Origin of the sequence: Streptomyces pratensis, assembly GCF_037137275.1 — a bacterium.
Lineage (GTDB): Bacteria > Actinomycetota > Actinomycetes > Streptomycetales > Streptomycetaceae > Streptomyces > Streptomyces pratensis_B.
The window spans coordinates 143,578-165,112 of the sequence record NZ_JBBBEN010000088.1 but is presented as its reverse complement, the minus strand read 5'-3'; the positions used below and the strand labels follow the sequence as shown (position 1 = coordinate 165,112).

Below are 21,535 nucleotides of genomic sequence, written 5' to 3'. Positions count from 1 at the left end.
CCGGTGAGTCGGACGGTGCGTCGGACCCGGGGCCGGCAGCGACGGACGTTCAGCCGCTGCTGTCAGGGTGGTCGGAAGCCTGCAGCATCAACGTTAGCAGCTCACGGGCGACGTCCTCGACGGAGGTGTTGACGAGGGTCGTGTCGAACTCCGCCTCCGCGGCCAGCTCGACCCTGGCCGCGGAGAGCCGTCGCTCGATGACGTCGGGCGCCTCTGTGCCCCGTCCGGTGAGCCGCCGCACCAGCTCGTCCCAGCTCGGCGGAGCCAGGAAGACCAGGCGCGCCTCCGGCATGGACTGGCGGACCAGCCGGGCGCCCTGGAGGTCGATCTCCAGCAGGACCGGCTCACCGGCCTCCAGCCGGTCCACCACGGCCCGGCGCGGCGTGCCGTAGCGGTTGCCCGCGAACTCGGCCCACTCCAGCAGTTCGCCGTTGGCGACGAGCTTGTCGAACTCCTCGTCGTCCACGAAGAAGTAGTGGACACCGTTGCGCTCCCCGGGGCGCGGCTTGCGCGTCGTGGCCGACACGGAGAGCCAGACCTCGGGGTGCACGGTGCGCATATGAGCGACGACCGTGCTCTTGCCGACGCCCGAGGGGCCGGAGAGCACGGTCAGCCGCGGACGTACGTCCGGGGGTACGGGGGTCGTCCCCCGGGATGTTGCAGCCATGGGGCGATTATCCAGGTTCTCAGGAGTGCCTGAGAACGTCAGGCGGCGCCACCGCCGAACTCACGCTCCAGGGATGCGATCTGGTTGGAGCCAAGTCCCCTGACCCGGCGGCTCTCGGAGATGCCGAGACGCTCCATGATCTGCTTGGCGCGGACCTTGCCGACGCCCGGCAGGGATTCCAGGAGCGCGGAGACCTTCATCTTCCCGATGACGTCGTTCTCCTGGCCCTGCTTGATGACCTCGTGGAGGGAGGCGCCGGAGTGCTTGAGTCGATTCTTGACCTCGGCCCGCTCCCGGCGAGCCGCGGCGGCCTTTTCGAGCGCGGCTGCGCGCTGTTCAGGGGTAAGGGGCGGAAGAGCCACGCCTACGTCACCTCGGATGTCGATCTGTCGGATACGGACCGGCGGGGAAGCTGGACGCCACCCACCCGGTGAGCGCCGGGCACGGAGTGCTCGGCTGCTCTCGACGGAGACTAGCGGCCTGGACCGCTGTAGTCAGCGAGAACAGACGAAAAGTCCTGGTCAGCTGTGGCCGACCAGGACTTTCCCGACATATCGACCAGGTTTCCGGTCAGTAATTCGTCAACACGCTGTGAACGTGCCAGGGTCAGTTGCCGGAGACGGCGCGGCGGACCTCGTCGGCGAACCGCTCCGCGGCTTCGCGCAGCCCGGACGCGTTAGGCCCATGGCTCAGCACGCCCCGGCTCACGCTCGGGACCACGTTGCCCACCGCGTCGCCGAACACCGCCGGCAGGTCCGCGGGGGTCGCGCCCTGCGCGCCGATGCCGGGGGCCAGGAGCGGCCCGTTGATCGCCAGGTCGACCCCCGCGTCGCCGAGCGTGGCGCCGACCACCGCGCCGACCGAGCCGAGCGGGACGGCTCCGGCGTTCTCCGCCGCCATGTGGTCGAGCATGAGCTGCGCGAGCGAACGGCCGTCGGCCGCCGTGGCCCGCTGGACCTCCGCCCCTTCCGGGTTGGAGGTGAGGGCGAGGACGAAGACGCCCGCTCCGGACGCCGCGGCCGCGTCCAGAGCCGGTCGCAGCGAGCCGAAGCCCAGGTACGGGGAGACGGTGACCGCGTCGGAGAAGAGCGGGGATTCCGGGTCCAGGTAGGTCGCCGCGTAGGCGGCCATGGTGGAACCGATGTCGCCGCGCTTGGCGTCCATCAGCACCAGCGCGCCGGCTGCCCGCGCCTCAGCGACGGCCTTCTCCAGAACGGCGAGGCCGCGCGAGCCGAAGCGCTCGAAGAACGCGGACTGCGGCTTGAGCACGGCGACCCGGTCGGCCAGCGCCTCGACGACGGTGCGGGTGAAGCGCTCCAGGCCCGCGATGTCGTCGTTCAGCCCCCAGGAGGTCAGCAGCGAGGCGTGCGGGTCGATGCCGACGCAGAGCGGACCGCGGGCGTCCATGGAGCGGCGCAGGCGGGCGCCGAAGGGCTCGGGCTTCACAGGGCCCCCTTCTTCCGGGTCTCGGCGCCGACGGCCTCGGCGAGGGTGGCGTACGGCGACGCGGCCAGCCGGGCGGCGAGGCCCTGGTGGATGCGGCGGGCGTAGAAGGGCCCCTCGTAGACGAAGGCGCTGTAGCCCTGGACGAGGGTCGCGCCGGCCAGGATGCGCTGCCAGGCGTCCTCGGCGTTTTCGACGCCCCCGACGCCCACCAGGGTGATCCGGTCGCCCACCCGGGCGTACAGGCGGCTCAGGACCTCCAGGGAGCGCTCCTTGAGGGGGGCGCCGGAGAGGCCTCCGGTCTCCCCCGCCAGGTCCGGGGCGGACTTCAGGCCGAGACCCTCGCGGGCGATGGTGGTGTTGGTCGCGATGATGCCGTCTAGACCCAGCTCGACGGCGAGGTCGGCGACCGCGTCGACGTCCTCGTCCGCGAGGTCCGGGGCGATCTTGACCAGCAGGGGGACCCGTCGGGCGGTGACGGTGCGGTCGGCGGCCTCGCGGACGGCGCTGAGCAGCGGGCGCAGCGACGCGGTGGCCTGGAGGTTGCGCAGGCCGGGGGTGTTGGGCGAGGAGACGTTGACGATCAGGTAGTCGGCGTGGGCGGCGAGGGCCTCGGTGGACTTCACGTAGTCGGCGGCGGCCTCGGCCTCCGGGACGACCTTGGTCTTGCCGATGTTGACGCCGACCGTGGTGCGGAAGACGGGCTTTCGGGCGGCGAGGCGTGCGGCGACGGCGGCGGAGCCCTCGTTGTTGAAGCCCATGCGGTTGATGAGCGCGCGGTCCGCGACGAGGCGGAAGAGGCGCTTCTTGGGGTTGCCCGGCTGCGGTTCTCCGGTGACGGTGCCGATCTCGACGTGGTCGAAGCCGAGCATCGCCATGCCGTCGATCGCGACCGCGTTCTTGTCGAAGCCGGCGGCGAGCCCGAAGGGGCCGTGCATCCGCAGGCCGAGCGCCTCGGTCCGCAGCTCCTTGTGGCGGGGGGCGAGGAGGGCGGCGGCGAAGGTCCGCAGGACGGGGACGCGGGCGGCGAGGCGGAGCCAGCGGAAGGCGGCGTAGTGGGCCCGCTCGGGGTCCATCCGGGAGAAGACCAACCGGAAGAAGAACGTGTACATGGAGAAGTGTCCTCAGGTGCTCAGGGGCTCAGGGCGCCGGGCGCGGCAGACGGGAGGGGGACACCGTTTCCGGTGTCCCCCTCCCGGGCTGCCGGGCGCCCGCTCAGTCGCGGGCCGCGGTCAGGTGTTCCGCGTGCTCCTGGAGGGAACGCACGCCCACGTCGCCGTGGTGGAGCGCGTCGATGCCCTGGACGGCGGCGGCGAGCGCCTGGACCGTGGTCAGGCACGGTACGGAGCGGGCGACCGCGGCCGTGCGGATCTCGTAGCCGTCGAGCCGGCCGCCGGTGCCGTAAGGCGTGTTGACGATGAGGTCGACCTCGCCGTCGTGGATGAGCTGGACGATCGTCTTCTCACCGTTCGGGCCGGGGCCCTCGGACTGCTTGCGGACGACGGTGGCGTTGATGCCGTTGCGCTTGAGGACCTCGGCGGTGCCGGAGGTGGCCATCAGCTCGAAGCCATGGGCGACCAGCTCGCGGGCCGGGAAGATCATCGAGCGCTTGTCCCGGTTGGCGACCGAGATGAACGCGCGGCCCGTGGTGGGCAGCGGGCCGTAGGCGCCGGCCTGCGACTTGGCGTACGCCGTGCCGAAGACCGAGTCGATGCCCATGACCTCTCCGGTGGAGCGCATCTCCGGGCCGAGGACCGTGTCGACGCCCCGGCCGTGGATGTCGCGGAAGCGCGACCACGGCATCACGGCCTCCTTGACGGAGATCGGCGCGTCCAGCGGCAGCGTGCCGCCGTCCCCGGTCTTCGGCAGCAGGCCCTCCTCGCGCAGCTCGGCGATGGTCGCCCCCAGCGAGATGCGGGCGGCGGCCTTGGCCAGCGGTACCGCGGTCGCCTTCGAGGTGAAGGGGACCGTGCGGGAGGCGCGCGGGTTGGCTTCGAGGACGTAGAGGATGTCGCCGGAGAGCGCGAACTGGATGTTGATCAGTCCGCGGACGCCGACGCCCTTGGCGATGCCCTCGGTGGAGGCGCGCAGCCGCTTGATGTCGAAGCCGCCGAGCGTGATCGGGGGCAGGGCGCAGGCCGAGTCGCCGGAGTGGATGCCGGCCTCCTCGATGTGCTCCATGACGCCGCCGAGGTAAAGCTCGGCGCCGTCGTAGAGGGCGTCCACGTCGATCTCGATGGCGTCGTCGAGGAAGCGGTCGACCAGGACCGGCCGGGTGGGGCTGATCTCGGTGGACTCGGCGATGTACGAGGCGAGGCGCGTCTCGTCGTACACGATCTCCATGCCGCGCCCGCCGAGCACGTAGCTCGGGCGCACCAGGACCGGGTAGCCGATCTCATCGGCGATGGTCTTGGCCTCGCCGAAGGCAGTGGCGGTGCCGTGCTTGGGCGCGGGCAGCCCGGCCTCGGCGAGGACGCGGCCGAAGGCGCCGCGGTCCTCCGCGGCGTGGATCGCCTCCGGGGGCGTGCCGACGATCGGCACGCCGTTGTCCTTGAGCGCCTGCGCGAGGCCCAGCGGGGTCTGGCCGCCGAGCTGGACGATGACTCCGGCGATCGGGCCCGCCAGCGACTCGGCGTGGACGACCTCCAGGACGTCCTCCAGGGTGAGCGGCTCGAAGTAGAGCCGGTCGGAGGTGTCGTAGTCGGTGGAGACGGTCTCCGGGTTGCAGTTGACCATGACGGTCTCGTAGCCGGCGTCGCTCAGCGCGAAGGAGGCGTGCACGCAGGAGTAGTCGAACTCGATGCCCTGGCCGATGCGGTTGGGCCCGGAGCCGAGGATGATCACCGCGGGCCTGGTACGGCCGGCGACCTCGTTCTCCTCGTCGTAACTGGAGTAGAAGTACGGCGTGTTCGCGGCGAACTCGGCGGCGCAGGTGTCGACCGTCTTGTAGACCGGGCGGATGCCCAGCGCATGCCGGACCTCCCGCACGACGTCCTCGCGCAGGCCCCGGATCTCCCCGATCTGGGCGTCGGAGAAGCCGTGCCGCTTGGCCTGGCCGATCAGGTCGGCGTCCAGTCGGTCGGCGGCGGCCAGCTCGTCGGCGATCTCCTTGATCAGGAAGAGCTGGTCGACGAACCAGGGGTCGATCTTCGTCGCCTCGAAGACCTCCTCCGGAGTGGCTCCGGCCCGGATGGCCCCCATGACCGTGTTGATACGGCCGTCGGTCGGCCGGACCGCCTCCGCGAGCAGGGCGTCCTTGTCGCCGCTCTCGCCGGCGAAGGTGAACTGCGAGCCCTTCTTCTCCAGGGAGCGCAGGGCCTTCTGGAGCGCCTCGGTGAAGTTGCGGCCGATCGCCATGGCCTCGCCCACCGACTTCATCGTGGTGGTGAGGGTGGAGTCGGCGGAGGGGAACTTCTCGAAGGCGAAGCGCGGGGCCTTGACGACGACGTAGTCGAGGGTCGGCTCGAAGGAGGCCGGGGTCTTCTCGGTGATGTCGTTGGGGATCTCGTCGAGCGTGTAGCCCACGGCCAGCTTCGCCGCGATCTTGGCGATCGGGAAGCCGGTGGCCTTGGAGGCGAGCGCAGAGGAGCGGGAGACGCGCGGGTTCATCTCGATCACGATGACCCGGCCGTCGGCGGGGTCGATGGCGAACTGGATGTTGCAGCCGCCGGTGTCGACGCCGACCTCGCGGATGATCGCGATGCCGACGTCGCGCAGCCGCTGGTACTCGCGGTCGGTGAGGGTCATCGCCGGGGCGACGGTGATGGAGTCGCCGGTGTGGACGCCCATCGGGTCGAAGTTCTCGATGGAGCAGACGACCACGACGTTGTCGTTCTTGTCGCGCATCAGCTCCAGCTCGTACTCCTTCCAGCCGAGGATGGACTCCTCCAGGAGCACCTCGGTGGTCGGGGAGAGCGTGAGGCCCTGGCCGGCGATGCGGCGCAGCTCCTCCTCGTCGTGGGCGAAGCCGGAGCCGGCGCCGCCCATGGTGAAGGAGGGCCGGACGACGACGGGGTATCCGCCGAGGGTGTCGACGCCCGCGAGGACGTCGTCCATCGAGTGGCAGATGACGGAGCGGGCGGACTCGCCGTATCCGATCTTCGCCTTGACGGCCTCGACGACGCCCTTGAACAGGTCGCGGTCCTCGCCCTTGTTGATGGCCTCGACGTTGGCGCCGATCAGCTCGACGCCGTACTTCTCCAGGACGCCGTTGTCGTGCATGGAGATGGCGGTGTTCAGCGCGGTCTGGCCGCCGAGGGTCGGCAGGAGCGCGTCGGGGCGCTCCTTGGCGATGATCTTCTCGACGAACTCCGGGGTGATCGGCTCGACGTAGGTGGCGTCGGCGATCTCCGGGTCGGTCATGATCGTCGCCGGGTTGGAGTTCACCAGGATGACGCGCAGGCCCTCGGCCTTGAGGACGCGGCAGGCCTGGGTGCCGGAGTAGTCGAACTCGGCCGCCTGTCCGATGACGATCGGACCGGAGCCGATGACCAGGACGGACTGGATATCGGAGCGCTTAGGCACGCTGGCCCTCCATCAGGGAAACGAAGCGGTCGAAGAGGTAGGCGGCGTCGTGCGGGCCGGCGGCCGCCTCTGGGTGGTACTGGACGCTGAAGGCGGGCCGGTCCAGGAGCTGGAGCCCCTCGACGACCTGGTCGTTCAGGCAGACGTGGGAGACCTCGGCCCGCCCGAAGGCGGTCTCGGAGACCTGGTCGAGCGGCGCGTCGACGGCGAAGCCGTGGTTGTGCGCGGTGACCTCGACCTTGCCCGTGGTCCGGTCCTGCACCGGCTGGTTGATGCCGCGGTGGCCGTACTTCAGCTTGTAGGTGCCGAAGCCGAGGGCGCGGCCGAGGATCTGGTTGCCGAAGCAGATGCCGAAGAGCGGGGTGGACCGCTCCAGCACGCCCCGCATGAGGGCGACCGGGTGGTCGGCGGTGGACGGGTCGCCGGGGCCGTTGGAGAAGAAGACGCCGTCGGGGTTGACGGCGTACACCTCCTCCAGGGTGGCGGTGGCGGGCAGTACGTGGACCTCGACGCCCCGCTCGGCCATCCGGTGCGGGGTCATGCCCTTGATGCCGAGGTCGACCGCGGCGACGGTGAACTTCTTGTCGCCGATGGCCGGGACGACGTAGCTCTCGCCGGTGGCGACCTCGGCGGAGAGGTCGGCGCCGCTCATCTCGGGGGCCTGGCGGACCTTGGCGAGCAGCGTGCCCTCGTCCTCCACGGCGTTCCCGGAGAAGATCCCGACGCGCATCGCGCCGCGCTCGCGCAGGTGGCGGGTGAGGGCGCGGGTGTCGACGCCGCTGATGCCGACGACCCCCTGGCGCTCCAGTTCCTCGTCCAGTGAGCGCTGCGAGCGCCAGTTGGAGGGCTTGCGGGCGGGGTCGCGGACGACGTAGCCGGAGACCCAGATCCGCCGCGACTCGGGGTCCTCGTCGTTCACGCCGGTGTTGCCGACGTGCGGGGCCGTCATGACGACGACCTGGCGGTGGTACGAGGGGTCGGTGAGGGTTTCCTGGTAGCCGGTCATGCCGGTGGAGAACACCGCCTCGCCGAAGGTCTCCCCCAGGGCCCCGTAGGCACGGCCGCGGAAGATGCGGCCGTCCTCCAGGACGAGTACGGCGGGAGCCTGGGCCCCCCGGGTGGAGATCGTCATCGTGCGGTGCCTTCCGTAGAGGTACTGGTGAGGTCGTCGTCGGCGGTGGCGCCGACGAGGCGGGAGACGGCGTCGACCCAGGCCTGGTGCTCGGCCGCGTGGTCGGAGCGGAAGCCGGAGTCGATCAGCGTCTCGCCGTGGGCCCAGGTGATGACCAGCAGGCCGCCCTCGGGGAGGACCTTGCCCGCGAGCGCCTGGTCGAGACGGGCCTCGCGCAGGGCGGCGGCCGGGATGAAGAAGTCGGCCGCTCCGGGGCGTACGACCTCCAGGCCCCGGGCGGTGAGCGTGAGCTCGGCGCGGCTGCGGGCGCCGAGGCCGTGGGCGACGATCCGGTCGAGCCACTGCCCGGCGGTGGTGGAGGCGTGGTAGCGCCCCTCCAGCCTCAGCAGCGCCTCGTCGGCGGCGAAGCCCTCGGGGGTCGTCGCGAGTTCCGGCAGGCCGGATTGGAGGCTGCCGCGCCATTTCCAGCCCTGGCGCATCAGCCAGTAGACGAGGGCGATGAAGACCAGGAGGCCGATCACCCAGCTGATGCGGGCGGACCAGTCCGTCACTTCCGCCGACTTCTGCTCGGCGGCCAGGTGGTACAGGGGGGTCAGAGTTGTCACGCGAGCTTCCCGTCGACGACCGTGGCACGGCCCCGCAGGAAGGTGTGGGTGACGCGGCCCGGCAGCTCACGGCCCTCGTAGGGGGTGTTGCGGCTGCGGGACGCGAAGCCCGCGGGGTCCACTGCTCCACGGTATGCCGGATCGACCAGCGTGAGGTTGGCGGGCTCACCCGCCGAGACGGGGCGGCCGTGTCCTTCGAGTCGGCCGATGGCCGCGGGGCGGAAGGACATGCGGTCGGCGACGCCCGCCCAGTCGATCAGCCCGGTCTCCACCATGGTCTGCTGGACGACCGAGAGCGCGGTCTCCAGGCCCACCATGCCCATGGCGGCCGCGGCCCACTCGCAGTCCTTGTCCTCGTGCGGGTGGGGGGCGTGGTCGGTGGCGACGCAGTCGATGGTGCCGTCGGCGAGCGCCTCGCGCAGGGCCATCACGTCGGCCTCCGTGCGCAGCGGCGGGTTCACCTTGTAGACCGGGTTGTAGGAGCGGACCAGCTCGTCGGTGAGGAGCAGGTGGTGCGGGGTGACCTCTGCGGTGACGTTCCAGCCCTTGGACTTGGCCCAGCGGACGATCTCCACGGAGCCGGCGGTGGAGAGGTGGCAGATGTGGACGCGGGAGCCGACGTGGGCGGCGAGGAGGACGTCGCGGGCGATGATCGACTCCTCCGCGACGGCGGGCCAGCCCCCGAGGCCCAGTTCCGCGGAGACGGCGCCCTCGTTCATCTGCGCACCCTCGGTGAGGCGGGGCTCCTGGGCGTGCTGGGCGACGACGCCGTCGAACGCCTTCACGTACTCGAGGGCGCGACGCATGATCACCGCGTCGTCGACGCACTTGCCGTCGTCGGAGAAGACCTTCACCCCGGCGGCGGAGTCGTGCATCGCGCCGAGCTCGGCGAGCTGTTTGCCCTCCAGGCCGACGGTGACGGCGCCGACGGGCTGCACGTCGCAGTAGCCGGACTCCCGGCCGAGCCGCCAGACCTGCTCGACGACGCCCGCGGTGTCGGCCACCGGGAAGGTGTTGGCCATGGCGTGCACGGCGGTGAAACCGCCGGCCGCGGCGGCGCGGGTGCCGGTGAGAACGGTCTCGGAGTCCTCGCGGCCGGGCTCGCGCAGGTGGGTGTGCAGGTCGACCAGTCCGGGCAGCAGGACCTGGCCGGCGGCCTCGATCACGGTGGCGTCGGGGGCCTCGACGCCGGCGCCCACCTCGGCGATCGTCCCGCCGTCGACCAGGACGTCCTGAGGGTCGCCGCCGAGGACGCGCGCACCGCGGATAAGGATCTTGCTCATGGTCACTTGTTCTCCTCGGTACGGGCGGGGGCGGCGGACAGCGCGGTGTCGGAGCCGCCGAGCAGCAGGTAGAGCACGGCCATGCGGACGGAGACGCCGTTGGTGACCTGTTCCACGACCGTGCAGCGGTCGGAGTCGGCGACCTCGGCGGTGATCTCCATGCCCCGGACCATCGGGCCCGGGTGCATGACGATCGCGTGTTCGGGCATCTTCGCCATCCGCTCGCCGCCCAGGCCGTAGCGGCGGGAGTACTCGCGCTCGGTCGGGAAGTACGCGGCGTTCATCCGCTCTCGCTGCACACGCAGCATCATCACCGCGTCGGAGGCGGCCAGCACCTCGTCGAGGCTGTAGTTGACGTCGCAGGGCCACTTCTCGACGCCCACGGGGACGAGCGTGGGTGGCGCCACCAGGGTGACGTGCGCCCCTAGGGCAGTCAGCAGATGGACGTTGGAGCGGGCGACGCGGCTGTGCAGGATGTCGCCGACGATCGTGACGCGGCGCCCCTCCAGGTCACGGCCGAGGCCCTGGTCGGCGCCGACGAGCCGGCGCCGCAGGGTGAAGGCGTCCAGGAGGGCCTGGGTGGGGTGCTCGTGGGTGCCGTCCCCGGCGTTGACCACGGCCCCGTCGATCCAGCCGGAGGTCGCGAGCCGGTAGGGGGCGCCGGAGGCGCCGTGCCGGATGACGACGGCGTCGGCGCCCATCGCCTCCAGGGTGAGCGCGGTGTCCTTCAGGGACTCCCCCTTGGAGACGGAGGAGCCCTTGGCGGAGAAGTTGATGACGTCGGCGGACAGCCGCTTGGCCGCCGCCTCGAAGGAGATGCGGGTCCGGGTCGAGTCCTCGAAGAAGAGGTTGACGACGGTCCGGCCGCGCAGGGTCGGGAGCTTCTTGATCGGCCGGTCCGCGACCCGGGCCATCTCCTCGGCGGTGTCGAGGATCAGGACGGCGTCGTCGCGGGTGAGGTCGGCGGCCGAGATGAGGTGACGCTTCATCTGGGGTTCTCCGGGGTGCTGGAGGGGGTTTCAGGCATGCGGGCGCGCAGGAGCCGCCGTACGGCCCGCCACGGGGTGCGCGGGACGTACGGGAGGGTGCGGGCTACTGCGGGTCCGCCGGGGCGGCCTGCTGGACGCCGAGCAGCACGGCGTCGCGGCCGTCCTCCTCGTCGAGCTGGACCTTGACCGTCTCCCGCAGCGACGTGGGGAGGTTCTTGCCGACGTAGTCGGCGCGGATCGGGAGTTCCCGGTGACCGCGGTCGACGAGGACGGCGAGCTGCACCGCGCGGGGACGGCCGATGTCGCCGAGCGCGTCGAGTGCGGCACGGATCGTGCGGCCGGAGAAGAGCACGTCGTCGACCAGGACGACCAGGCTGCCCTCGATCCCCTCGCCGGGGATGTCGGTGCGCGCCAGCGTGCGCGCCGGACGCAGCCGCAGGTCGTCGCGGTACATGGTGATGTCGAGGGAGCCGACCGGCATCTTCCGGCCGGTGATCTCCTGGAGTTTGTCGGCGAGCCGACGGGCGAGGAAGACGCCCCGGGTCGGGATGCCGAGCAGCACCACGTCGTCGGCGCCCTTGGCGCGTTCGACGATCTCGTGGGCGATACGGGTCAGAACACGGGCGATGTCGGGCGCCTCGAGAACGGGGCGTGCCGCGTTGCCGGTGTCGTCGTGCTGTGCGTCCATAAGAAACGGACCTCCTTCTCCGCCTCACGGGACGGACCTTAAAGGACGTCGAAATTGCGTCAACCACGTTACCAGGGCTTGCGCCGGGTCCCGGTACCGCCCCCAGGAGGCGCCGGTCCGACTCGTTCGGCTTGACGCAGCCAAGTAACGCTGCGTAACCTCACAGTGAGTTACCAGCCACGCGGCGGAGCCGCACACTGTTCCAGCGTCCGGGGAGCCATATGTCCAGCGAATACGCAAAACAGCTCGGGGCCAAACTCCGTGCCATCCGCACCCAGCAGGGCCTCTCCCTCCACGGCGTGGAGGAGAAGTCGCAGGGTCGCTGGAAGGCGGTCGTGGTCGGTTCGTACGAGCGCGGTGACCGCGCCGTGACCGTGCAGCGCCTCGCCGAGCTGGCGGACTTCTACGGGGTCCCCGTGCAGGAGCTGCTGCCCGGCACGACTCCGGGCGGGGCGGCGGAGCCGCCGCCGAAGCTCGTCCTGGACCTGGAGCGCCTCGCCCACGTCCCGCCGGAGAAGGCCGGCCCCCTGCAGCGTTACGCGGCGACGATCCAGAGCCAGCGGGGCGACTACAACGGCAAGGTGCTCTCGATCCGCCAGGACGACCTGCGCACCCTGGCCGTGATCTACGACCAGTCGCCGTCCGTGCTCACGGAGCAGCTCATCAACTGGGGTGTGCTGGACGCGGACGCGCGCCGCGCCGTCTCCCACGACGAGGGCTGAGTCCGCGGCGGTCGGACCCCGGCCCTGAGCCGGCCCCCGCCGCAGCGGAACACGTCGCCGGGGCGGCGGGGTCTTCGGGTCCCGCCGGCCCGGCGTCCGCGTCTCTCCCCCCGATCGGCCGCCCTGCGGCCCGTCCCCCGCTCACAGCACGCCGAAGGGCCCACGGTCAGGTGACCGTGGGCCCTTCGTGGCGTGTGCGCGGCCCGACCGTCGCGCCCGGGCTACTGCTCCCGGCGGAGGTTCGGCTTGAGGTCCTTGAAACGGGCCAGCATGCCGTTGACGAAGGACGGGGAGTCGTCGGTGGAGAACTCCTTGGCGAGCTGGACGGCCTCGTCGATGACCACGGCGTCCGGGGTCTCGTCCATCCAGATCAGCTCGTACGCACCGAGCCGCAGGATGCTCCGGTCGACGACCGGCATGCGGTCGATCTCCCAGTCCACGGCGTAGGTGACGATGAGGTCGTCGATCCGGTCCGCGTACTGCGCGTACCCCTCGACGAGCTCCATCGTGAATTCACCGACCGGCGGCTGACGGTCGTCGGTCCGCGAGTGCCGGACCCAGTCCGCGAGCACGCTCTGCACGGACTCACCGCGCTGGTCGGCCTCGAAGAGGATCTGGAAGGCACGCTTGCGGGCCTTGTTGCGGGCAGCCACGGTTAGCTGTTCACCCGGCCGAGGTAGTCGCCCGAGCGGGTGTCGACCTTGATCTTCTCGCCGGTGGAGATGAAGAGCGGCACGCCGATCTCGTAACCGGTCTCCAGGGTGGCGGGCTTGGTGCCGCCGGTGGAACGGTCGCCCTGCACGCCCGGGTCGGTGTGCTGGATCGTCAGCTCGACGGCGGCGGGCAGCTCGACGTAGAGCACCTCGCCCTCGTACTGCGCGACGGAGGCGGTGAAGCCCTCGATCAGGAAGTTGGCGGCGTCGCCGACGGCCTTGCGGTCGACCATGAGCTGGTCGTAGGTGTCCATGTCCATGAAGACGAAGTACTCGCCGTCCATGTACGAGAACTGCATGTCGCGGCGGTCGATGGTGGCCGTCTCGACCTTCACACCGGCGTTGAACGTCTTGTCGACGACCTTGCCGGAAAGCACGTTCTTGAGCTTGGTGCGCACGAAGGCGGGGCCCTTGCCGGGCTTGACGTGCTGGAACTCGACGACGGACCAGAGCTGGCCTCCGTCGAGCTTGAGCACCAGGCCGTTCTTGAGGTCGTTCGTGGAAGCCACGGTTGCGGAATCTCCTGGACTGAAGCTGGTGGAACGACCGCGGACGCGCGCTAGAGCGCGAGCAGCTCCTTGGTCGTCATGGTGAGTAGCTCGGGTCCGCCGTCCGCCTCGGGGCGCACGACGAGCGTGTCATCGATCCGGACACCGCCCCGGCCCGGGAGGTGGACCCCCGGTCCGACGGTGACCGGCACACAAGCGTCCAGTTTACCCATGGCCGTCGGCGCCAGTTGCGGGTCCTCCTCGATTTCCAGTCCCACACCGTGCCCGGTGCGGGGCGGGAGGCTCTCTCCGTACCCCGCGGCGTCCAGCGGATGGCGGGCCGCGTGGTCCACGTCCCGGTAGCCGGCCCCCGGGGCCAGGGCTTCCCGGCCGGCCCTCTGAGCGGCGAAGACAAGGTCGTATAGCTCGATCTGCCACTCGGCGGGAGCCGTCCCGATGACGAAGGTCCGGCCGATCTGGCAACGGTAGCCGTGGTAGTCGGCGCCCAGCCGGACGGAGAGGAAATCTCCCTCCTCCACCCTGCGGTCCGAGGGCAGGTGGCGGGCCTGGCCCGCGTGGGGGCCGGTGGCCACGGAGGTGGCGAAGGCGGGCCCGTCCGCCCCGTGGTCGACCAGGCGGCGTTCCAGTTCCAGCGCCAGGTGCCGCTCGGTGCGGCCGACCAGGATCGATTCGAGGAGCTCGCCCAGGGCCTGGTCGGTGATCTCTGCGGCGATCCGCAGGCAGCCGATCTCCTCCTCGTCCTTCACGATCCGGTGCTGCTCCACGAGGCGGCCGAGGTCCGCCAGCCTCAGGCGCGGGGCGGTCCTGCCGATGGCGCGGTGCCGGACCACGGTGAGGTCGTGCTCCTCGACGGCCAGGGAACCGGCGCCCGACGCGGCGGCGAGATCGGCGGCGGCGACCACCGGATCGACGCCGGGGGCGACCGGAGGGACGATGCGGAGCGCCTCGTCCGGCCGCCCGTGGCCGGGCTCACCGGCCGGGGCGCGGGGGCAGAGCAGAACGTCCTCGCCGGGGCCGAGCAACAGCACGGCGCCGGGAGGCGCTCCGCCCGCGAGATAGCGGACGTTGGCGGGACGGGAGACCAGGGCGGCCGCGGAACCCGCGGCGGCGCAGCGGTCGCGGAGCAGCCCGCGTCGGACGGCGTGCACCTCTGACATGGTCCGAGCGTACGAGCGGGGGCGGCGGCCCGCCCGGTCTGCGCATCCGACCGGGGGCCCGCCGGCCGGCCGGGGCGGTGCGAGCCCCTTCCGGCTACCAGGCCGGCGGACTCGCGATGGAGCGGGCGAGCACGTCGTCCAGGACCCGGGCGGTCGTCTCGACGTCGTAGGTCGAGTTGTCGATGATCGGGAGGCCGGAGCCGTACCAGCCGGCCATCCGGCCGTGGATGCGGGCCACCTCCTCGTCGGAGAGCCTGCGGTTGCCGCTGCGCGCGGCGTTGCGCTCCAGGACGATCTCCAGGCCGGGCAGCAGCACCACGGGCAGCAGGCCGGGGCCCACATGGCGCTTCCAGCCGCCGAGGCCGACGACCGGCCGGTCGGGGAAGACCGCGTCGTCCAGGATGCAGGAGATGCCGTTGGCGAGGAAGTTGCGGGCGGCGAAGCCGCAGGTACGGCGGGCCAGGCGGTACTGCGCCTCCGAGTGGTCGTTCCACCCGGCCTGCGGGTCGGCGAAGCCGGAGCACACCCACTCGCGGACGTCGTCGAGGGAGACGTGGGCGGTGGGCGCCCGGCGGCGGGCCGCCCAGAGTCTGGCGACGGTGGTCTTGCCCGCGCCCGCCGGGCCGATCAGGAGCACGGCGAGCGTCGCGCTGCCGGTGCCGGGCTCTGCGGGGGGCGCGGGCAGCGGCACGGGCCCGCCCGGCGGAAGCTGGACGTGGCCGGTGTTCTCCCGGGCGGGCGGCGTGGCGCCGTGCTGTGCGGCCGGGGGGCTCCAGCCGGGCTGCGGGGCCCGGCTCGTGGCCGGGGGCGGCGGGGGTATCGGGGGCGGCCCGGGGTGGCCGGGGTGCTGGGCCTGGTACGGCCGGCCGACGGGCCCGTTCCCGGGTCCGTGGGGCGGCGGCAGCGGAGCCCCCACTGCGTGCTGCATCCGGTGCCACTCCGTCTCGTCACTGCAACTGGCGCTGTTGGGAGGGCTACCGTACCTTCCCGGGCCGTCTCGGGGTGAACGGCCCGGGAGGGTACGAAGTGCCCGCCGCGCGAGGGGCGGCCCTGCCGGTGTCAGCCCGTCAGTTCGTCGGCCAGGGCGCGCAGGGCGAGCCGGTAGGAGCCGATGCCGAACCCGGCCACCGTGCCGGTGGCCACCGCGGCGACCACGGAGGTGTGCCGGAACTCCTCGCGGGCGTAGGGGTTGGAGATGTGCACCTCGATCAGCGGGGCGGTGCGCTGGGCGGCCGCGTCCCGCATGCCGTAGGAGTAGTGCGTGAAGGCGCCCGGGTTGATGACGACCGGGAGGGAGCCGTCCGCAGCCTCGTGGAGCCAGCGGATCAGCTCACCCTCGTCGTTGGTCTCGCGCACCTCGACGTCGAAGCCGAGCTCCTTGCCGAGGACCGTGCAGGACTCGACGAGCCCGGCGTAGGAGGTGGCCCCGTAGACGTCGGGCTCCCGGGAGCCGAGCCGGCCGAGGTTGGGCCCGTTCAGGACGAGGACCCTGCGGGTCACGCGGAGACCTCCCCGTAGGCGGCGAGCAGCACGGCAGGGTCGGGGGCCTCCAGGACGGTGGGCTTGCCGAGGCCGTCCAGGACGATGAAGCGCAGCAGGTCGCCGCGCGACTTCTTGTCGACCTTCATGTTCTCCAGAAGCCTCGGCCACTGGTCTCCGCGGTAGGCCAGCGGCAGGCCGACGGAGGCGAGGACGCTGCGGTGCCGGTCGGCGGTGGCGTCGTCCAGGCGTCCGGCGAGCCGGCCCAGCTCGGCGGCGAAGACCATGCCGATGGAGACGGCCGCGCCGTGGCGCCACGTGTAGCGCTCGTTCTTCTCGATCGCGTGGCCCAGGGTGTGGCCGTAGTTGAGGATCTCGCGGAGCCCGGACTCCTTGAGGTCGCTGGAGACGACCTCGGCCTTGACCCGGATGGACCGCTCGATCAACTCGGCGGTGTGCGGTCCGGCCGGCGAGCGGGCGCCCTCGGGGTCGGCCTCGATCAGGTCGAGGATGACCGGGTCGGCGATGAAACCGGCCTTGATGATCTCCGCCATTCCGGAGACGTAGTCGTTGACCGGCAGCGATTCGAGCGCGGCGAGGTCGCAGAGGACCCCGGCCGGGGGGTGGAAGGCGCCGACGAGGTTCTTGCCCTCCGCGGTGTTGATGCCGGTCTTGCCGCCGACGGCCGCGTCGACCATGCCGAGCACGGTGGTGGGCACCGCGATCCACCGCACGCCGCGCAGCCAGCTGGCCGCGACGAAGCCGGCGACGTCCGTGGTGGCCCCGCCGCCGACGCCGACGATGACGTCGGTGCGGGTGAAGCCGGTCTGTCCGAGCGCTTTCCAGCAGTAGGCGGCGACCTCGACGGTCTTGGCCTCCTCGGCGTTGGGCAGCTGGATCGCGATGGCCTCGTATCCCTGGTCGGCGAGGTCCTGGCGGACCGCCTCACCGGTCTCCGCGAGGGCCTCGGGGTGCAGCACGGCGACGCGCCGGGCGCGCTCGCCGATCAGCCGGGGCAGTTCGCCCAGCAGCCGGTGGCCGACGAGGACCTCGTACGGTTCCGAGCCCGCCGACCCGGCGACCTGGATGCGGGTGGTGCCCTGCTGCGTCATTCCTGTGTTCTCCACGCCGGGGGCTGAGCCGCCCACCGGCAGTTCGAGTGCGTCGATGATCGCCTGGGCGACCTCTTCCGGGGTCCGGTCGTCGGTGGCGACGACCGTACGGGCCACCTCTTCGTAGAGGTGGCGGCGTGCGTCCATCAGCTCGCGCCACTGCCGGCGCGGGTTGACCGCGAGCAGCGGGCGGGCGGCGTTCAGCCCGACCCGGCGGACGGCCTCGTCCACGTCCATGGAGAGGTAGACCACCGGTCGGCCCGCCAGCAGCTCCCTGGTCGCCCCGTCCAGGACGGCGCCGCCGCCGAGGGAGAGGACTCCCGCGTGCCCGGCGATCGCCGCCTCGACGGCCCGGCGTTCCAGGGCGCGGAAGTGCTCCTCGCCCTCGTCGTAGAAGATCTCCGAGATGGGCTTGCCCGCCTCCGCGACGACGTCCGCGTCGGTGTCCCGGTAGGCAGTGCCCAGCCGGTCGGCGAGCAGCTCGCCGACGGTGGACTTGCCGACGCCCATCGGGCCGACGAGGACGACCAGGGGGCCGCTCATCGGATCTGGAGGTGGTCGAGGTACGACTGGACGTTGCGGTGGGTCTCGGGGACGCTGTCGCCGCCGAACTTCTCCGCGACCGCGTCGGCCAGGACCAGGGCGACCATCGCCTCCGCGACGATGCCCGCGGCCGGAACGGCGCAGACGTCGGAGCGCTGGTGGTGGGCCTTGGCAGCCTCGCCGGTGACGACGTCCACGGTGGCCAGGGCGCGCGGCACGGTCGCGATGGGCTTCATCGCGGCGCGGACGCGCAGCAGCTCACCGGTGGTGAGGCCGCCCTCGGTGCCGCCGGACCGGCCAGAGGAGCGCCGGATGCCCTCGTCGGTGGCGACGATCTCGTCGTGCGCCTTCGAGCCGGGGACCCGGGCCAGGTCGAAGCCGTCGCCGACCTCGACGCCCTTGATCGCCTGGATGCCCATCAGCGCGGCGGCGAGCCGGGCGTCCAGACGCCGGTCCCAGTGGACGTGCGAGCCCAGCCCGACGGGCACGCCGTACGCCAGCACCTCGACGACTCCGCCGAGGGTGTCGCCGTCCTTGTGGGCCTGGTCGATCTCGGCCACCATCGCCTTGGAGGCGTCGGCGTCCAGGCAGCGCACCGGGTCGGCGTCCAGCTTGTCCACGTCGGCGGGGACGGGGTAGACGCCGTACGGCGCCTTGGCGGCTGCCAGTTCGACGACATGGCTGACGATCTCGATGCCCGCGGTCTCCTTGAGGTAGGAGCGGGCGACGGCCCCCAGCGCGACGCGTGCGGCGGTCTCCCGGGCGCTGGCGCGCTCCAGGACCGGCCGGGCCTCCTCGAAGCCGTACTTCTGCATCCCCGCGAGATCGGCGTGGCCGGGGCGGGGCCGGGTCAAGGGCGCGTTGCGGGCCAGTTGGGCCAGCTCTTCGGGGTCGACCGGGTCGGCCGACATGACCTGCTCCCACTTGGGCCACTCGGTGTTGCCGACCATCACGGCGACGGGGGACCCCATGGTGAGGCCGTGCCGTACGCCGCCGAGGAAGGTCACCTCGTCCTGCTCGAACTTCATGCGGGCGCCCCGGCCGTAGCCGAGCCGTCGCCGGGCGAGGGCCTCCGCCACCATCTCCGTGGTCACCGGGACGCCGGCGGGAAGCCCCTCCAGCGTCGCCACCAGTGCGGGGCCGTGCGACTCGCCCGCGGTCAGCCAGCGCAACCTGCTCAACTGGTCTCCTATGCTCGCGCCTGGAATCCGACGGCGCGACCGGGTGCGCGGCCCTGGCCCGCCGCCCCGATCCTCCCACGCCCGGCGGCGCGGCCCGGCCGCCGGTCCAACTGACGGACGCCGACGGTCGCCCGCCACGCTCCTCAGCGGGCCGCGAGCGCGCTCTCCCCGGCCCTGCGCATGGCGGCCAGCGGGGCCAGGGTCCGGCCGGTCATCTGCTCCACCTGCAACAGGGCCTGGTGCACGAGGAGGTCGAGGCCGCCGACCACCGCTCCGCCGCGCACCGACCAGGCGGCGGCGAGGGGGGTGGGCCACGGCTCGTAGAGCACGTCGAAGAGGATGCCCGGGGCACCGGGCACCGCTCCGGCCAGCGTGTCGGTGCTGCCCGCCGGGGTGGTGGCGATGACGAGCGGGGCGCCGAGCGCCTGCTCGGCCCGCGCCCAGTCGGCGACCAGGACGTCGACGCCGAGCCGCTCGCCCCAGCCCCGCATCTCGTCGCCCCGCTCCGGGCTGCGCACGTAGGCGGTGACCGGTCCGGCGCAGACCACGGCGAGCGCCGCGAGGGCGGAGGAGGCGGTGGCGCCGGCTCCGAGGACCGCGGCGGACTCGACCCGGTCGACCCCGCGTTCACGCAGGGCGGCGACCATTCCGGGGATGTCCGTGTTGTCGCCGACCCGTCGGCCGTCCTCGGTGAACACGACGGTGTTGACGGCCTCGACGGAGGCGGCCGTCGCGCTGATGTCGTCCAGCAGCGGGATGACCGCCCGCTTGAGCGGCATGGTCAGGGACAGCCCGGCCCAGGTGGCGTCCAGCTTCTCGACGAAGCCGGGCAGCGCCGCCTCGTCGACCTCGAAGCGGTCGTAGGACCAGTCGTCGAGGCCAAGTTCGGCGTAGGCCGCGCGGTGCAGCACCGGGGAGAGCGAATGGGCGATGGGCGAGCCGAGGACGGCGGCCCGGTGGAGGACGCTCACTGGTTCGCCTGCTCCTCTTGGTACTTCCGCCGGTTCTTCTCGTGCTCGTCGTTGGTCTCCGCGAAGACCGTCTTGTCCTCGTTGATCGAGACGAAGTAGTACCAGGGGCCCGGGGTGGGGTTCATCGCCGAGTGCAGTGCCTCAGCGCCCGGGTTGCTGATCGGGCCCGGGGGGATGCCGATGATCCGGTACGTGTTGTAGGGGTCGTCGATCTTGCGGAGGTCGTCGACGGAGCCGATGTCCAGGGTGCTCTCGCCCTTGAGGTAGTTGACCGTCGAGTCGAACTCCAGCCGGCCCACCGTCTGGGTGTTGCCCGGCTTGAGGCGGTTGTAGACGACCCGCGCGACCTTGTCGAAGTCGTGCTTGTACTTGCCCTCGACCTGCACGAGGCTCGCGACCGTGATGAGCTCCCACGGGTTCTCCAGGCCGAGCTTGGCCGCACTGGCCTCCAGGTCGAGCTTGTCGTACTCCTTGTTCGCCCGCACCACCATGCGCTTGAGCGCGTCCTCCGGCTTGGAACCCTTGGCGACCGGGTAGGCCGCCGGATACAGGAAGCCCTCCAGCGGGTCCTTGACGTCCGGGTCGTCGTCGGCCCAGTCGGGCAGGCCGAAGGACTTCGCCTTGGTCTTGGCGATCTTCGCCGTGGTGCCCTTCTCCACGCCGATCCGCTCGTCGATCTTCGCGTAGATCGTGGCGTTGCGGGTTCCCTCGGGGATCACGAGGAGGTTCTGGCTCTTGGAGTCGAGCATCAGCTCCAGCGCGTTGGCCGCCGACATCTCCTGGTTCAGCAGATAGACGCCCGCCTGGATCGACTTGCCCTTGGGGTTGCCGTTCTGCGCCGAGACGAAGGCTTCCGAGGACTTGATGACGCCCTTCTTGCGCAGGATGTTCGCGATGTCGTAGCCGAACGCTCCCTCGGGGATCTCGACCTCGACCTGGGGCCCGGTCCCCTCACCCGCGTAGTCGGCGGGGGCCCCGAACTGGTTGTTCCAGAAGGAGTAGCCGACGTACGTCACGCCTCCCAGGCCGCCGAGCAGGACGACGGAGACCACCAGGCAGGCATATCCGTTGCGGCTCTTCTTCTTGCCCTTGCCGCCTCGGCGGTCGCCGCCGCGGCGGCCCTGGCGCGAGGCGCGCGATGCGTCCTCTTCCGGCTCGTCGTCGTCGCGCGGCTCCCGGTCGGCGGGCTCGTCCGCACCGGTGAAGAAGGGATGCTTCTCCTCCTGCGGCTCGTCCGGGTCCCAGTCCGTCGACGGCTGCTGCCGCCGCTGCTCGGGTTCGCGTTCGGGTTCGGTTTCGCGGCGGCCCGGCGGCCGGGGCGGCGGGTAGGAGTCCGCGGTGCCGTAGTAGTCGGGCGCTTCCGCGTACCCGGCGGGCGGCTCCGGATACGGGCCCGGGGGCTCGGTCCCGTACGGCACGGCGGTCTGCCCGCCGGTGTCCCAGCCGCCGTCGTACTGCGGCGGCGGCTGGGCGGGGGGCTGCTGGCCGTACGGGTCCTGCCGGGGCGTGCCGTACTGCTGGTGCTGCTGCTGGGCGTACTGCTGGTGCTGGTCGTACTGCTGCTCGTACTGCTGATGGTCCTGCTGGTCCGGGTGCTGCTGGTAGTGCTGCTGGGCGTACGGGTCCTGCGGATAGGACTGCTGCTGGTCGCCGTACTGGCTCTGGCCGTGGGCGGCCTGCTGGCCGCCCCACCCCTGGTCCCCGTACAAGGGGTCTTCGGGGTGCCACGGTTCGGAGCCGGGGCCCCGGCCATACTCAGTCATCGATCCCCTAGAGCCGCGAGACGAGGTTCCGTCTCTTCGCTTCGCTGTGCGGTG

The 21,535-nt window shown here is 71.8% G+C and carries 20 protein-coding genes; 1 reads left to right on the top strand and 19 read right to left on the bottom strand.

Annotation, left to right across the window (positions count from 1 at the left end; genetic code table 11):
- Positions 1 to 49: 49 nt before the first annotated feature.
- The 10 genes from gmk to pyrR all read right to left on the bottom strand — a co-directional run bounded on the left by gmk (position 50) and on the right by pyrR (position 11,331).
- A complete protein-coding gene (gene gmk, locus V9U70_RS14370; protein WP_336675333.1) occupies positions 50 to 667 on the bottom strand; it encodes a guanylate kinase in 618 nt (205 codons plus the stop codon).
- Between the two features lie 38 nt (positions 668 to 705).
- Positions 706 to 1,029 carry an integration host factor gene (locus V9U70_RS14365; RefSeq protein WP_005319887.1) on the bottom strand — a complete coding sequence of 108 codons (324 nt, stop codon included), beginning with the start codon at positions 1,027 to 1,029 and terminating at the stop codon, positions 706 to 708.
- Positions 1,030 to 1,273: 244 nt separating this feature from the next.
- Entirely contained in the window at positions 1,274 to 2,113 is an 840-nt protein-coding gene (gene pyrF / locus V9U70_RS14360; RefSeq protein ID WP_336675331.1) for an orotidine-5'-phosphate decarboxylase, read from the bottom strand.
- The gene (locus V9U70_RS14355; protein WP_336675330.1) at positions 2,110 to 3,222 is read right to left on the bottom strand and encodes a quinone-dependent dihydroorotate dehydrogenase; all 1,113 of its coding nucleotides are present in this window, start codon (positions 3,220 to 3,222) and stop codon (positions 2,110 to 2,112) included. The genes pyrF and V9U70_RS14355 overlap by 4 nt, the downstream gene beginning before the upstream one ends.
- A gap of 103 nt (positions 3,223 to 3,325) precedes the next feature.
- On the bottom strand, positions 3,326 to 6,634 hold the full coding sequence (carB, locus tag V9U70_RS14350; RefSeq protein ID WP_336675328.1) for a carbamoyl-phosphate synthase large subunit: 3,309 nt from the start codon (positions 6,632 to 6,634) through the stop codon (positions 3,326 to 3,328).
- The gene (carA, locus tag V9U70_RS14345; protein WP_336675326.1) at positions 6,627 to 7,766 is read right to left on the bottom strand and encodes a glutamine-hydrolyzing carbamoyl-phosphate synthase small subunit; all 1,140 of its coding nucleotides are present in this window, start codon (positions 7,764 to 7,766) and stop codon (positions 6,627 to 6,629) included. Before carA ends, carB begins: the two co-directional genes overlap by 8 nt.
- On the bottom strand, positions 7,763 to 8,371 hold the full coding sequence (locus V9U70_RS14340; RefSeq protein ID WP_336675324.1) for a PH-like domain-containing protein: 609 nt from the start codon (positions 8,369 to 8,371) through the stop codon (positions 7,763 to 7,765). The genes carA and V9U70_RS14340 overlap by 4 nt, the downstream gene beginning before the upstream one ends.
- On the bottom strand, positions 8,368 to 9,654 hold the full coding sequence (locus V9U70_RS14335) for a dihydroorotase (protein WP_336675322.1): 1,287 nt from the start codon (positions 9,652 to 9,654) through the stop codon (positions 8,368 to 8,370). The genes V9U70_RS14340 and V9U70_RS14335 overlap by 4 nt, the downstream gene beginning before the upstream one ends.
- A gap of 2 nt (positions 9,655 to 9,656) precedes the next feature.
- On the bottom strand, positions 9,657 to 10,643 hold the full coding sequence (locus V9U70_RS14330) for an aspartate carbamoyltransferase catalytic subunit (protein WP_336675320.1): 987 nt from the start codon (positions 10,641 to 10,643) through the stop codon (positions 9,657 to 9,659).
- A gap of 103 nt (positions 10,644 to 10,746) precedes the next feature.
- Positions 10,747 to 11,331, bottom strand: coding sequence for a bifunctional pyr operon transcriptional regulator/uracil phosphoribosyltransferase PyrR (gene pyrR, locus V9U70_RS14325; protein WP_336675319.1), 585 nt, complete (start codon positions 11,329 to 11,331; stop codon positions 10,747 to 10,749).
- Between the two features lie 221 nt (positions 11,332 to 11,552).
- On the opposite strand from pyrR, the gene bldD reads away from it, so the two are divergent.
- Positions 11,553 to 12,053, top strand: coding sequence for a transcriptional regulator BldD (gene bldD, locus V9U70_RS14320; protein ID WP_336675318.1), 501 nt, complete (start codon positions 11,553 to 11,555; stop codon positions 12,051 to 12,053).
- 221 nt (positions 12,054 to 12,274) lie between these two features.
- Here bldD and nusB read toward each other — a convergent pair whose 3' ends face one another.
- The 9 genes from nusB to mltG all read right to left on the bottom strand — a co-directional run bounded on the left by nusB (position 12,275) and on the right by mltG (position 21,481).
- Complete coding sequence (gene nusB / locus V9U70_RS14315; RefSeq protein ID WP_164610107.1) at positions 12,275 to 12,706, bottom strand: transcription antitermination factor NusB; 432 nt, start codon at positions 12,704 to 12,706, stop codon at positions 12,275 to 12,277.
- A 2-nt stretch (positions 12,707 to 12,708) separates the two neighbouring features.
- Positions 12,709 to 13,275 (bottom strand): elongation factor P, encoded by a 567-nt coding sequence (gene efp / locus V9U70_RS14310; RefSeq protein ID WP_336675315.1) that lies wholly within the window; start codon positions 13,273 to 13,275, stop codon positions 12,709 to 12,711.
- 50 nt (positions 13,276 to 13,325) lie between these two features.
- Entirely contained in the window at positions 13,326 to 14,432 is a 1,107-nt protein-coding gene (locus tag V9U70_RS14305; protein WP_336675314.1) for a M24 family metallopeptidase, read from the bottom strand.
- Between the two features lie 94 nt (positions 14,433 to 14,526).
- Entirely contained in the window at positions 14,527 to 15,360 is an 834-nt protein-coding gene (locus tag V9U70_RS14300; RefSeq protein ID WP_336675313.1) for a Pro-rich N-terminal domain-containing protein, read from the bottom strand.
- A 131-nt stretch (positions 15,361 to 15,491) separates the two neighbouring features.
- A complete protein-coding gene (gene aroQ, locus V9U70_RS14295) occupies positions 15,492 to 15,932 on the bottom strand; it encodes a type II 3-dehydroquinate dehydratase (protein WP_336675312.1) in 441 nt (146 codons plus the stop codon).
- Positions 15,929 to 17,566 (bottom strand): 3-dehydroquinate synthase, encoded by a 1,638-nt coding sequence (aroB, locus tag V9U70_RS14290; RefSeq protein ID WP_336675311.1) that lies wholly within the window; start codon positions 17,564 to 17,566, stop codon positions 15,929 to 15,931. The genes aroQ and aroB overlap by 4 nt, the downstream gene beginning before the upstream one ends.
- Positions 17,563 to 18,747, bottom strand: coding sequence for a chorismate synthase (gene aroC, locus V9U70_RS14285; protein ID WP_336675309.1), 1,185 nt, complete (start codon positions 18,745 to 18,747; stop codon positions 17,563 to 17,565). The genes aroB and aroC overlap by 4 nt, the downstream gene beginning before the upstream one ends.
- 143 nt (positions 18,748 to 18,890) lie before the next feature.
- Entirely contained in the window at positions 18,891 to 19,718 is an 828-nt protein-coding gene (locus V9U70_RS14280; RefSeq protein ID WP_336675308.1) for a shikimate dehydrogenase, read from the bottom strand.
- Positions 19,715 to 21,481 (bottom strand): endolytic transglycosylase MltG, encoded by a 1,767-nt coding sequence (mltG, locus tag V9U70_RS14275; protein ID WP_336675306.1) that lies wholly within the window; start codon positions 21,479 to 21,481, stop codon positions 19,715 to 19,717. Before mltG ends, V9U70_RS14280 begins: the two co-directional genes overlap by 4 nt.
- Positions 21,482 to 21,535: the final 54 nt, after the last annotated feature.